The organism is Halobacterium salinarum DSM 3754 (genome assembly GCF_008124605.1).
GTDB lineage: Archaea > Halobacteriota > Halobacteria > Halobacteriales > Halobacteriaceae > Halobacterium > Halobacterium salinarum.
In genome coordinates, this window is the sequence record NZ_VRYN01000011.1 from 1 (window position 1) to 12,443 (window position 12,443).

Sequence of the window (12,443 nt, forward strand, 5' to 3'; positions counted from 1 at the left end):
ACCGTGACAGGGCAGATTGCGCGATGACGTTCACCCCGAACTGCCCCTCATCGGGGCAGTCGGGGTGAGTCGCAACCGTCTCAGTTCCACAGGAGTCGCATTGGTAGCGGTGTCGGTTGTACTGGGTGACTTCTGGTGGCTGTGGATCCGGGACTTCCTCGACGAGTCGGGGGCTGACGCCCACCGACTCGTCGAAGTGGTCGCCACACTCGGGACAACAGTCAGAGGTGACCTCGATTTCTTCATCAGGATCGAGCGGAGAGCGCCACTCCGGGTTGTGACCGTCCTTTCGACCGGGAGTACCACCATCAGTTCGGACATCGTCGTCTTCGTCGTCCTGCGAGGTCGGGGACTCGTCGGTCCCCGACCGTCGCTTACTGGGTGGAGTGTGTGGATTCTCGTACTTCCGGAGACGTGTTTCGAGTTCTTCGATCCGCTCTTGCTGCTCTTCGATCCGCTCTTGCTGCTCTTCGATCCGTTCGTTCTGTTCCTCGATCCGCTTGTCCTTCTGGGCAATCTTCTCTTCCAGCTCGTCGATTCGCTCCTCCATCTGGAGAAACCGCGAGAGGAGTTCGTCCTTGGAGAGATCGTCCCAGCTCATCGATTCCACCTCGAAACGACGACAGCAGGGCCGACGGGATGGTCTCCGGGCAGCGGAGACCATCCCTGAGAATGTAGACTGACTCCCTGCTGACAGACCATGTATCTGTCACAGGCCACCACCTACGAGACAGTGACGAAATCAGACGGGGCTAAACACGTACTTGTGATCGGTGGCGTGGTGGATCCGTCAGCGCCGAACCGTCGCGCCGTCGTCGGTGTCCTCGACGGACACGCCGAGGGCTTCGAGGCGGTCCCGGAGGTCGTCGGCGCGCTCGTAGTTGCCCGCCGTGCGCTCCTGTTCGCGCACGTCCAACACGAGGTCGATCACGTCGTCGGCCAGCGACACCGCGTCTTCGCCCGCGCCGTCGTCGAACTGGAGGCCGAGCACGTCCCCGCCAAGCGTTTCGAACGCGTCGACGGCGTCGTGGAGCCCCTGGTAGTCGTACGTGTCGGTGCCGTCCACGTGGCGGTTCACCGCCGACGCCAGTTCGAGCAGCGCGGACACCGCTGCCCGCGTGTTGAAGTCCGCGCGCATCGCGGCCGCGAACTCCCCGCGCGCGTCGGCGACCGCCGTCCGGAGCGCGTCGTCGGCGGGCTTGGCGTGGGCGGCCACGCTGTCGATGGCGTCGGCCGCGCGCTCGTAGGCGCGCTGGAGGCGCTCCCAGCGCTGGGTGGCCTCGCTGACGGTGGCCTCGGAGTACGTCTGGCGCTGGGTGTACGACGTCGACACCAGCAGCATCCGGACCACGTTCGGGCCGCGCTCGGCCACCGCGTTCGACACGGTGAAGAAGTTCCCCAGGCTGGAGGACATCTTCTCGCCGTCGGTCTCCAGGAGTCGCACGTGCAGCCAGTGGTCGGCGAACCGCTCGCCGGACGCGGCCTCGCTTTGCGCGATCTCGTTTTCGTGGTGGGGGAACACCAGGTCCTGCCCGCCGACGTGGATGTCGATGTGGTCGTCCAGGTGGGTCATCGCCATCGCCGAGCACTCGATATGCCAGCCGGGCCGCCCCTCGCCCCACGGCGACGCCCACGTCTGGCCGCGCTCGCCGTCCAACGGGGGCAGTTCGTCGTCTCGGTGGGTGTTGGCGTCGTCGGGACTGACACCGCCGGCCTTCCAGAGCGCGAAATCCGCCGGGTGGCGCTTCTCGGCCTGCTCGGCGTCCGGTCCCTGTGGGTCGAGTTCGTCGACCTGCTGACCGGAGAGCGCGCCGTACTCCTCGAAGCGGCGCACGTCGAAGTAGACCGAGCCGCCGGCCTCGTAGGCGTAGCCCGCATCGACGAGGTCCCCGATGAGGTCGATGATCTCGGGGACGTGCTCGGAGACCCGTGGGTAGACGTCCGCCCGCGCGAGGTTCAGCGCGCGCATGTCGTCGATCACCGACTGCGTGTAATGGGCGGCCACTGCGGCCTCGGTGTCACCGAGCCCGTCAGCGCCGACGCGCGCGACGATCTTCTCGTTGACGTCCGTGACGTTCTGCACGTGCCGCACGCCGTACCCGGCATGCGAGAGCCACCGCGTCATCACGTCCGACTGCACCCACAGCCGCGCGTGCCCGAGGTGGGCGTCGTCCGAAACCGTCAACCCACACGTGTACACGAGCACGTTCTCGGGGTCGTCTGGCTCGAACGCCTCCTGCTCGCCGGAGCGGGTGTTCGACACGTACTGCGTCATCCCCAGAACGTACGGCGGCCAGCGCTTCAAGGCGTCGGAATCGTCGCTCCCACGGGCGGCATCGGGACGCGATCCCGTCGCGGTCCGCGACGTTTCCGCCGTGCGGTTAGCGCCGTACCGCCGGTCGGTTTATTGCAGGACCTGCGACTGGCAAGCTGCGTTTAAATACCCTGCGTGCGAAACAGCGGTGTGAGCGAGGAGACTGATCCCACGGCGGTGCTCTCGATGCTCGACGACGAGCACGCGAGAGCCATCCTCGCCGCTGCAAGTAGGGACCCAATGTCTGCGACCCAGCTCAGCGAGACGTGTGACGCATCGACCGCGACGGTGTATCGCCGGATCGACGACCTCACCGAACTCGGACTGCTTGAGGAGTCGATCAACGTCCGGTCGGACGGCAACCACCACAGCGTCTACCGCGCCACGCTCACGCAGTTCACGCTTGAGCTGGACGACGGCGAGTTCACCACCGAAGTCGAGTGCGAGACCGAAGACGTCGCCGACCGATTCACACGCATGTGGGAGGGATTATGATCTGGTTTCCAGCAATCGTCATCGTCTCGATGGTGTCGACGCTCGTGGGGTTGTTCATTGGCTACCAAGCCTACCGGGGGTTCAGGCGCCACCAGAGCACGTCAATGCAGTATCTCTCCGTCGGCCTCATCCTCCTGACCGCCGTGACGAACACGGCGGCGTTCGTCGGCACGGGGCTGCTCCGGCTCGACGTCATCAACGGCGGCCTGCAGCAGCCACTCACGCTGACCGTGCGACTCCTCCAGTTCGCGGGGTTGGTGTGTATCGCGTACTCGCTGTACCGCCGGCCGTCGTAGCCGGTCGCTATCGGCAGGCGACCGCGGCGGCGCTGGCAAGCAACTGGCTCCGATTGAGGGCGCCCGAGGAGAGCCGATACTGTACGCCGCCGCAGGCCCACGACACCCGCCTGGTGTGCCCCGTCACCAGGTAGCTGGCGGGCTGCCCGGCCACCGTGACCTGTGCGCCGGCGTCGAGTGCCGGACCGCCCGGCGGGGCGGTGAACTTCGTCATCGTGGCCCGGTGTGCGCCGGGCGCGCTGTACTCGGCGGTCACCTGGCGGTGGGCAGCGCCCGACATCCGCCCGGAGTCGAAGCTGTACGCGGCGGGCAACTCGGGGTCGGGGACCGACAGCCTGCTCGCGTCACGCAGCGCCGCCAGTGCGTCGAAGCGGCGGGTCGTAGTGTCGACGATCTCCGTCGTCGCGTCGGCCGGCGGCGTCCAGCTGAACGGCTTCGCGGACAGATCGGCGTTGAACGTGACGTTCTCCAGGTGCGACCGCAGGTGGTACGTGGTCGCGTTGCTGGTCACGGTCGTGACCGTCCGCAGCGGGTAGTAGTACCGGGCGTCGAGCCACAGCGTCTGTGTCATGTCCGCTGCTGCATCGGTCGCGGGTGTCAACCGGAACCCGTGGGCGTTCCGGCCGGCGACGGTTCGCGCGCCCAGATAGGAGACCGCGTAGCCGGGCACGTCGGTCGTGTTGTCCGTGGCGTCCGCGTCGGCTGCGGGGATCGCGGGCAGCGGCGACACGCCCCGGGATGGCACCGTGACCGTCGATCCGTCGTGGGCTGCCGCGACGACGCGCTCGTAGAAGCCCGCCTGATCGACGACTGATACCGCCGCGTCGTTGTGCGGCGCGCGTGTGACGCGGTTCCTGCTGGCGTCGTAGGCCATCGTGCCGTGCCCGGTCACCAGTGTCACGTCGCCGGCCGTGGCGTTCGGCTCGCGCACCCGGCTGAACCGTCGCAACGAGTCCCCCGCCAGCGAGATCCGGAGGGTGGTCGTCGTGTGGCTGCTCGTGTTCCCGAACCTGATGCCGGACACCTCCGTGGCCGACACCGATTCGATGTCGTTGAGTCCGGCCGCGACGGCGGTGCTCGGCGGTGCACCGGTGTGGTCGTCCGTGAGGACGAACACGCACCCACCGAGCACGACGAGGGCGAGGATCAGGCAGAGCCGAACGGACACCATTGCATCACATATCTGTGTCATGTGATTTAAAATAGGCGAAAGACCCCCGTTTTTGGGGCCAAACGCACCGTTCCCGAAGCCACTAAGGCTGTGTCGGCCATACGAACGAGCATGCAAGCGTTGGTCATCGTCGGACACGGATCACACCTCAACCCGGGCTCCTCGGAGCCCGCGTACACGCACGCCGACACCATCCGCGAGTCGGGCGCGTTCGACGAAGTCCGGGAGGCCTTCTGGAAGGAGGAGCCGTCCTTCCGGAACGTGTTACGGACACTGGAGTCCGACGAGGTGTACGTGGTCCCGCTGTTCATCTCCGAGGGGTATTTCACCGAACAAGTCATTCCGCGGGAGCTGCGACTCGACGACTTCGATCCCGACGACTGGGACTCCGACGGCACCGACGCCGACCACGTCACGCTCGAAGCCGACGACGTCGAGAAGACGATCCACTACTGTGGGCCGGTCGGAACGCACGACTCGATGAGCGAGGTCATCGTCCAGCGAGCCAGCTCCGTCACCGGCCGCGAGGAGTTCGGCGACGACTTCGGCCTCGCGGTCGTCGGACACGGCACCGAGCGAAACGAGAACTCCGCGAAAGCCATCTACTATCACGCCGACCAGATCCGGGAGATGGGCGTGTTCGGCGAGGTTCAGGCGGTGTTCATGGACGAGGACCCGGAGGTCGACGATGTCACCGACTTCTTCGACACCGCCGACATCGTGGTCGTGCCGTTGTTCGTCTCCGACGGGTTCCACACCCAGGAGGACATCCCCGAGGACATGGGGCTGACCGACGACTACCGAACCGGCTACGACATCCCCACGGCGGTCGATGGCCACGACATCTGGTACTCGGGGGCGGTCGGCACCGAACCGTTGGCCGCCGACGTGGTCCTGGAGCGCGCCGCGGACGCCGGTGCCCCGGTCGGTGACGCCGTCGACGCCGTCCGCGAACAGACCCGGGGCGCGAACGCGGCTGCGGGGGACTGATGTCGGTCGCAGACGCACTCGTAGACGCTGCCGATGCCGACGGGATCGACTTCGACGGACTCACCGTCGCCGCGGGCGACGACGGCTACCAGTTCCGGACGCCGGACACGGACGCCGTCCTGACTGCGGCCGATCTCCGAGAACACGCCGACTCCCCGTACGTGACCAACTGGTACTACTGGGAGCACGACATCGGCGGCCACGACACCCCGCGGCGGGCGTTTCTCCGGTGGCTGGAGGGCGGCGACGACCGCCCCGTCCCGGAGCGCTACGACGCCCTGGATTCGGGACACACCCGCCACTGGGGGGAGCTCGCGGTCACCGTCACCCACGGCGACGCGGCCGGCAGCCGGCGCTACGACGTTCGGCACGCCGACGACGTCGACGCGGACACCGACACGCTTGCGACGTACACGGATCCACGTGACGCGCGCGAACTCGTCAAGCACGACGACGACGACGGCTATCGCCCGCTTTCGACTGCGCCGTCGCTCCCCCACGGCTGGGCGTTCACCGACCTCGACGGCGGCGCGCTGGTCGACACCATCGACTACGTCTATCCGGCGACAGTCGCGAACTGGCACCGCGAGCGCGAGGGCAGCCTCGACGTCGATCACTGGGCCGACGTTGCCGACCGCCAGACCGGCATCTACGGGATCGTCTCCGACCTCGACGAGGACGCCCTCGAATGGGCGGCCGAAGCCTGCTGTGTCGACTCCCAGTGTCTCAAGCGCCGCGAGTGGGACCGCGACGAGGACGACGCCCTGGACGTGCCCCGCGGCGACGGGGAGTTCCCGTGTCGAGAACCCTGCTCGCTGTTCGTCGCGGCCGCCCGCAAGTTCACCACGCTCGAACGCGAGGACACCCGAGAGTACACGTTCGAACTCACGCCCGCGGAGAAAGAACAGATCGAGGACATCATCGGCGCGGTCGCCGACGACCGCACCGACGACATCCGCGAAGCCGACGTGTACGAGGGCGCGAACCGCTACCGCACGCGGTTCCTGCGCGCCAAGCGCATGGACGACCACGGGCTCTCGGGCACGCCGACGTACCCCGAAGACCACGACGACGACGGTGACGACGGCGATCACCACTAGCCGGGGTCAGCGCAGCAGCTCGTAGGCACCGACGCCACAGCCCGCGAGCACGCCCGCAACGCCCACCACGACAGCGCCGGCGTCCGGCACCGCCACCGCGATCGCGCCGGCGGCCGCGACGACCGCCACGACGACTGCCACCGGGATCACGGCGTGGCGGAGCGACACGCCCGTGTCGGGCTCGGGGCGGGACTGTTTTTCCGTGAGCGTGTCGTCGACGGCCACGTCCGGCCCGCCGTCTTTGCGCTCCTGGGTGATCGACACGGTCACGTTCTCCGACTCGGCCCCGTGTCCGGTGACCAGTCGGAGCGTGCCGTCGGCGGGCCCGGCGTCCCGGGGGGCCACCACGTCGACGGTGCGGGTCTCGTTCGCCGCGACGTACACCTGCGTCTCGCTGACGGTGGCGATGTCCGCGAGCCGCTCGTCGGGCTGTACGTGCACGTGGAGGGGTTGGCCGTGGTTGACGAACGAGAGGACGAACGACCGGTCGGTCTCCAGGGTCGTGGCTTCCGGAGCGAGATCGCGTGGCCGCTCGCGGTTCAGGTGGACCGACAGCGTGTCCGGCACGTGCCAGCGTCCGCCCTGCGGGCTGAAAAAGATTCCCCGGGTCAGGCCGACGCCGACTCGGCGTCGTCGCGCATGTCCGGCGGGAGCAGGTTCGGGATGCCGTCCTCGATCGGATACGTTTCGCCGCAGTCCGTGCACGTCAGCGTCCCCGCCATCACTTCACCGTCCTCCGTGGCGTCCGCGTCAAGCGTCAGGTCGTGTTTGTCAAGCGGACAGCAGACGATGTCCAGCAGATCCTCTTTCATACGTGCATGCTGGCGCGCGGTCGGCAAAAGCGTGCGGGTTCCAGGCGTGGTTATTCGAAGGGGTTCTGCCGGATGACGGACTCCTCGCGGCCGGGACCGACACCGAGCACGTACGCTGGCGTGTCGAGTTCGGCTTCGACGTACTCGACGTACGCCTGAGCGTTGTCGGGCAGCGCGCTGTAGCCGGCGTCGGCGACGACCGCCGGATCGAACGCCGACCAGCCGTCGAAGGACTTCATGACGGGGTCGCAGTCGCGCCATGCTTCCGTGGTCGCCGGGAGCGTGTGGATGCGCTCGCCGTCACGCTCGTAGGCGTGCCCGACGTTCACCTCGTCGAGCTCGGCGAGCACGTCGAGGTGGTTGATGGCGATGCCGGTGAAGCCGTTGGCGCGGGCGGCGTGGCGGAGCATCGGCATGTCCAGCCAGCCGACGCGGCGCGGGCGGCCCGTGACAGTGCCGTATTCGCCGCCCTCCTCGCGGATGTATTCGGCCTGGTCGCCGTCCAGCTCGGTGGGCATCGGGCCGCTGCCGACGCGGGAGAGGTAGGCTTTGATGATGCCGACGATCTCACCCTGGCCGACGGTGGTCGGGCCGAGACCCGACCCCGTGGCGGCGTAGCCCGCCGTCGGGTTCGAGGACGTGACGTACGGGAAGTTGCCGTGGTCGATGTCGAGGCTGGTGCCCTGTGCGCCCTCCAGCATCACGTTGTCGCCGTCGGCGATGCGGTCGGCGAGGTAGTCGCCGGCGTTCACGGCGAGGTCTTCGTCGCGGATGCGGTCGGCGTACGCCAGACACTGCTCGTGGATCGCGTCGATGTCGAACGCGCCGTCGGTCTCGCTGGCGTCGAAGCCGTAGACGTCCTCGTAGATGGCGCGCTTGGCGTCGACGAGGTATTCGAGGCGGTCACGGAGCGCGTCCTCGTTGAGGAGGTCGCCGACGCGGACGCCGCGGCGACCGATCTTGTCCTCGTAGGTCGGGCCGATGCCGCGGCCGGTGGTGCCGATCTCGCTGTCGGAGTCGGCTTTCGCGGCCTCCTCTGCGCCGTCGAGCTCGCGGTGGAACGGCAGGATGACGTGTGCGCGCTTGGCCAACCGAACGTCGGGGTCGAGGCCGCGCTCCCGGAGCGCGTCGACTTCCTCGAACAGCGTTTCGGGGTTGATCACGCAGCCGTTCCCGAGGACGCCGGTCTTCCCGCGCACGACCCCGGACGGAACCAGCGAGAGTTTGTACTCTTCGCCGCCGGCGACAACCGTGTGGCCGGCGTTGTCGCCGCCCTGGTAGCGAACGACGACGTCTGTGGCGTCTCCGAAGAGGTCGACGACCCCCCCTTTGCCTTCGTCCCCAAGCTGGGCGCCGACGATGGTGACGGTCATGCTCACGCCTTTCGCCACGGTCGTGATACCAGTTACGGTCTCACGGACTCGCTTGGACACGTTCGTGAATATTCGTGTGGAATCCGTCGTGTCAGACCACGTAGCAGAACCGTTAATTGTTACCACCGTCGTAGTACTGTGTGTCGCTGTCGGTTCTCCTGCCGTGACAACATTTAAAACCCCGCCATGACTAGTTAACAAATGCCATGATAGATCGACTTGAGAAAGAAGTTGATATGCTCGAACGCCATCTGGAAGTCCTCCGCATGGTCATCGAGAGCGAGCCCATCGGCATCGTAAAGATGTCCAACGAGACCGGCTACCCGCATCACAAGGTCCGCTACTCGCTTCGCGTCCTCGAAGAGGAGACCCTCATCGAGCCGTCGAGCCAGGGCGCAATCACCACCGACCGCACCCACGAATTCGTCGAGGAACTCGACGGCAAAGTCGACGAGATCATGGACAAAATGGAGTCCATGAAGATCGACGCGGCCGCAGAGGCCGAATAACACCTCCGTCTTCTCCGACTACAGCTCCGGCACCGTCAGGTGGAACGCGTCGTCGCGATCCTCCACGAGACACAGATGATAGCCGGCTTTCCGACCGACGTTCACGAAGCTCTCACGGTCGCTGCGCGACAACAACCCGCCACTGGCGGTTGCGTCCCCAGCGGTCTCAAGCGCCGCCGGCTCGAAGAACGACCCGGTGACGTACATCGCCGCCGCGAGGTGATCGGTCCCCTCCCTGATGGCGGTGGCGTCCGACACCAGCGCCGCCATCTCCTCGGCGGTCACCGGATCCCGGCCCGTGTTGATGTCCGCGACCACCAGCGCGTTGCCCATCCGATCCCGCAACACCACGTCGAACGTGCGGGAGATCGTCGTCTCGTCGTCCGGGCTCACCTCCACCGTTCCGCGCAGCTCCGCGCGGTCAACGCTGGGAAGCGCCGCGTACAGCTCGCTCAACCCGCCCTGGTGGCCGGACTCCCGGATCTCGTAGGGGAGCGCTCGCACCGTCCATGACACGAACGTGTACGCCGCGGAATCCGTCAGAAACGACTCGAAGGCGGTTCCATCGACCGTCGCCGCCGACGTGTCGAACTGCGTGTGATGGTCGACGCGGAGGTTCCCGTTGACCGCGTCCGGATCCGTCGTGGCGTCGAGCTCGTCGAGCGTCGGCTTCCCCTTCGAATCGTAGCGCACGAACAGATCCGTCCCCGCGAGCGCGTCCTCGGCGCTCAACGTCACACCAACAGTGCCGGCGTCCTCGGTTGCGTCGGCCGGCTCGCTTGCCGCCACCTCCTCCTCCAGGGACGACACCGTCTCCTCAAGCGAGGCGACCTCCGCCTGCAGCTCGTCGCGCTCGCGTTCGAGCGTCGAGACCGTCGATCGGAGGTCGTCACGTTCGTCTTTCAGCGTGTCGATCCGCTCGCTCGCCGCCTGCAGTTTCTGCTCGCGCTTCTTCACCGCGCGTTTGAGCTTCTCCAGCGTCGACTGCCGCCCGCCAGCCGCCGATGATGACGACGAGGTCGACGGTGCCGACGCGTTCGTCGTCGACGCTGACGCCCCGGACCGTCCGGCCGGCTGCTCACCCTCGCTGTCAGCCGGACTGATCGTCGGCACTGACGTGGTCTCCTGCCACGCCTGCTCCCCGTCCGCCGGCTGGCTGGCGCTCCCTGGCGCGCCCGAACCCTGCGCCGCCGTCGACGCGCCGCTGTCGGCGTCCGCGGCCCGCTCGGCGCTCGTGGGCGCTGTCGGCGACGCCTCGCTGGTGGCTGCCGCCGACGCCCCGCCGTCGCTGGCCGCCGACTGCACTCCGTCTTCGCCGGCCGGCGGTGACGCGTCCTCGGTCGTGGCCTCGCTGTCGGTCGACGCGTCGTCGGCGGCGGTGGTCGTGTGGGCAGCCGTTTCGGCCGGTGTGTCGTCGCCGTCGTCCGGGCGCTCGGGGAGTTCGGTCACGCTCACCGGGGCCTTCACGACCTCGTAGACGCCGACCTCGTCGTCCGCGCGCTCGAAGGCCTCGTCGCCGGTGTGGAGCTCCTCGCGGGTGCCGATGAACGCGGCGCTCATCGAGCGGCCGCCGTAGTAGACAACGTAGTAATCCCCGGAGAGGACGTTCTCCGAGAGCTCGATGTATCCCGTGAAGTTCGCGTCCGTGAGTGTCTGGCTGGCCTCGGACAGCGGCGTGTCGTTCGTGTAGTATTTCGCCTGCGTCTCGCCGTCCTGGTGGCGCATCGCGTACAGCAATGCGACTGACTCGTCGGGGGCTTCGTACACCGTCCCGTCGGCGTCAGCGACACGGTCCATGTCGCCGTCGAAAACGCCGATCACGCGGCCGTTCAGGAAGAACAGCCACGTCCCATCGGCGTCGACCGCGCCGGAAAAATCGGCGTCCGCGAGGTCGTGGAGCTGCCCGACGCCCCCGGAGAACGGCCGGGAGTCCCAGGACTCCACTCGCTCGACTGTGCGTGCCTGCATGTCCGGGAGAATGCGAGGGCTGCGTATAAGCCTTTTCGGGCCGACGAGCACCCCACTGTGTGCCCCTGTGGACCGGCCGGCTACAGCTGGTTCGAGGCGTCGTCCGCGAGCTCCTCCATTCGCTTGCTGATGCGGCCCGCACTGGAGAACTCGTCTTCGCTCATCGCGGCCGCCAGGGCGTTCCCGAGCAGGAACACCGCATGCTTGTGCTCGCTTTTCGATTTGTGTACGTGCGACGGTTCAACGTCCAGTTCCTCGTACGCGGCGAACGCGGTCTCGTCGACGTGGTCGAACCCGAGGAACTGGTCTTTGATGTTCACCATCTGTTCGTGGAGTTCGAGGAGCTCGTCTTTGTGCATGCTCTCAGCGTAAGGAAGTCGTGTGTTTAAGGGTTGTTCCAGAGTGGGTGCCACGTCAGAAGACGTATTCGTCGTCGTGGCCCATCATGCCGCCCTCGCTTTCGAGGCCAGCACCGTCTTCGTCCTCGCTGGGGCCGCTGGTCTTGTAGGCGCGAATACCCGAGGACAGCAGCTGTTCAATCGCCTCCTCCCGGCTCACGAACTCCCCCTGTTCAACGAGCTGGGCGATCTGCATCTCGATCTGGTCGGGGATGTTGACTTCGACTGTAGGCATCCTAACGACCGACGCTTCGACGCCTCCCTTGATAAGCTTGACGGGCACCGCTTTTCGTCGTCGGAACGTTCACCCTGCGGAGGCTGAACTCAGGTTCGTCTCGACCCATCTGAGTCTCCGGATTCCGGTAGGAATACGTGATGGCGACGACTACCCCGGTGTATGACCGTCGAGGACGTAACCGACCTCTACCAGGCGTTCGGGGACGACCGCATCCCCCCGGGCCAACGCGAAACCACCAAGTTCCCCGTGCTCTCGAAAGGCGACACCCCGAACTGGGACCGGGACACGTGGACGTTCACCGTGACCGGTGCTGTCGACACCGAGCTGTCGCTGTCCTACGACGAGTTCCGTGCGCTCGACACGGTCACACAACGCCAGGACTTCCACTGCGTGACCGGCTGGTCGAAACTCGACTGTGAGTTCACCGGCGTCCCGTTTCCCGAACTGGCCGCCGCAGCGGGTGTCACCGACGACGCGGTCCACGTGCTGTTCCACGCCCTCGACGGCTACACCACGAACCTCCCGCTGGCGGACTGCATGCGCGAGGAGGTGTTGTTCACGTGGGCGTTCGACGACGACCCGCTACCCCCCGAACACGGCGGCCCGCTGCGCGTCGTCACCCCACACAAGTACGCGTACAAGGGCGCAAAGTGGGTGGACGGCGTCGAGTTCCTCACGGAACCCCAGCGCGGCTACTGGGAGAAGCGCGGCTACTCGAACACCGCCGACCCGTGGGCCGAAGACCGCTACAGTTAGGCCGGGACAACAGGGTATTTCAC

14 protein-coding genes and 1 pseudogene are annotated in these 12,443 nt (G+C 66.9%); 6 read left to right on the forward strand and 9 right to left on the reverse strand.

The annotated features are described in order from the left end of the window. A pseudogene (locus APQ99_RS11160) lies at window positions 1-601 on the reverse strand (IS66-like element ISNpe8 family transposase); the annotation flags it as partial. A 189-nt stretch (window positions 602-790) separates the two neighbouring features. Then, window positions 791-2,275, reverse strand: coding sequence for a cysteine--tRNA ligase (cysS, locus tag APQ99_RS11165; protein ID WP_136361392.1), 1,485 nt, complete (start codon window positions 2,273-2,275; stop codon window positions 791-793). Window positions 2,276-2,464: 189 nt separating this feature from the next. Between cysS and APQ99_RS11170 the strand changes: the two genes are divergently transcribed. Next, window positions 2,465-2,809, forward strand: a complete 345-nt coding sequence (locus APQ99_RS11170) for a winged helix-turn-helix domain-containing protein (protein ID WP_049892503.1) — start codon at window positions 2,465-2,467, stop codon at window positions 2,807-2,809. Continuing rightward, the gene (locus tag APQ99_RS11175; protein ID WP_012289278.1) at window positions 2,806-3,105 is read left to right on the forward strand and encodes a DUF7521 family protein; all 300 of its coding nucleotides are present in this window, start codon (window positions 2,806-2,808) and stop codon (window positions 3,103-3,105) included. Before APQ99_RS11170 ends, APQ99_RS11175 begins: the two co-directional genes overlap by 4 nt. 7 nt (window positions 3,106-3,112) lie before the next feature. Here APQ99_RS11175 and APQ99_RS11180 read toward each other — a convergent pair whose 3' ends face one another. Continuing rightward, a complete protein-coding gene (locus APQ99_RS11180) occupies window positions 3,113-4,276 on the reverse strand; it encodes a LolA family protein (RefSeq protein WP_244288984.1) in 1,164 nt (387 codons plus the stop codon). 111 nt (window positions 4,277-4,387) lie between these two features. Between APQ99_RS11180 and APQ99_RS11185 the strand changes: the two genes are divergently transcribed. Further along, window positions 4,388-5,266 carry a CbiX/SirB N-terminal domain-containing protein gene (locus APQ99_RS11185; protein ID WP_136361390.1) on the forward strand — a complete coding sequence of 293 codons (879 nt, stop codon included), beginning with the start codon at window positions 4,388-4,390 and terminating at the stop codon, window positions 5,264-5,266. After that, window positions 5,266-6,366, forward strand: a complete 1,101-nt coding sequence (locus tag APQ99_RS11190) for a DR2241 family protein (protein ID WP_136361389.1) — start codon at window positions 5,266-5,268, stop codon at window positions 6,364-6,366. Before APQ99_RS11185 ends, APQ99_RS11190 begins: the two co-directional genes overlap by 1 nt. Window positions 6,367-6,372: 6 nt before the next feature. Here the strand turns inward: APQ99_RS11190 and APQ99_RS11195 are convergent, their stop codons facing one another. From APQ99_RS11195 to APQ99_RS11205, 3 genes are read right to left on the reverse strand one after another with little or no spacing between them, the layout of a single operon-like run. Continuing rightward, window positions 6,373-6,933 carry a DUF7524 family protein gene (locus APQ99_RS11195; RefSeq protein ID WP_136361388.1) on the reverse strand — a complete coding sequence of 187 codons (561 nt, stop codon included), beginning with the start codon at window positions 6,931-6,933 and terminating at the stop codon, window positions 6,373-6,375. A gap of 41 nt (window positions 6,934-6,974) precedes the next feature. Then, window positions 6,975-7,178, reverse strand: coding sequence for a methytransferase partner Trm112 (locus APQ99_RS11200; protein WP_010902783.1), 204 nt, complete (start codon window positions 7,176-7,178; stop codon window positions 6,975-6,977). Window positions 7,179-7,228: 50 nt separating this feature from the next. Next, a complete protein-coding gene (locus APQ99_RS11205) occupies window positions 7,229-8,551 on the reverse strand; it encodes an adenylosuccinate synthase (protein WP_010902782.1) in 1,323 nt (440 codons plus the stop codon). A gap of 206 nt (window positions 8,552-8,757) precedes the next feature. Here APQ99_RS11205 and APQ99_RS11210 point away from each other — a divergent pair, with 206 nt between their 5' ends. Next, the gene (locus tag APQ99_RS11210) at window positions 8,758-9,060 is read left to right on the forward strand and encodes a hypothetical protein (RefSeq protein ID WP_012289276.1); all 303 of its coding nucleotides are present in this window, start codon (window positions 8,758-8,760) and stop codon (window positions 9,058-9,060) included. Between the two features lie 18 nt (window positions 9,061-9,078). On the opposite strand, the gene APQ99_RS11215 is transcribed toward APQ99_RS11210, so the two are convergent. The 3 genes from APQ99_RS11215 to APQ99_RS11225 all read right to left on the reverse strand — a co-directional run bounded on the left by APQ99_RS11215 (window position 9,079) and on the right by APQ99_RS11225 (window position 11,661). Next, entirely contained in the window at window positions 9,079-11,028 is a 1,950-nt protein-coding gene (locus APQ99_RS11215; RefSeq protein WP_136361387.1) for a cell division protein ZapB, read from the reverse strand. 80 nt (window positions 11,029-11,108) lie between these two features. Next, on the reverse strand, window positions 11,109-11,387 hold the full coding sequence (locus APQ99_RS11220; protein ID WP_010902779.1) for a UPF0058 family protein: 279 nt from the start codon (window positions 11,385-11,387) through the stop codon (window positions 11,109-11,111). A gap of 55 nt (window positions 11,388-11,442) precedes the next feature. After that, window positions 11,443-11,661: a DUF7120 family protein gene (locus APQ99_RS11225; RefSeq protein WP_010902778.1), complete on the reverse strand. Its 219-nt coding sequence runs from the start codon at window positions 11,659-11,661 to the stop codon at window positions 11,443-11,445. A 162-nt stretch (window positions 11,662-11,823) separates the two neighbouring features. On the opposite strand from APQ99_RS11225, the gene APQ99_RS11230 reads away from it, so the two are divergent. Further along, window positions 11,824-12,420: a sulfite oxidase-like oxidoreductase gene (locus tag APQ99_RS11230; RefSeq protein ID WP_010902777.1), complete on the forward strand. Its 597-nt coding sequence runs from the start codon at window positions 11,824-11,826 to the stop codon at window positions 12,418-12,420. Window positions 12,421-12,443: the final 23 nt, after the last annotated feature.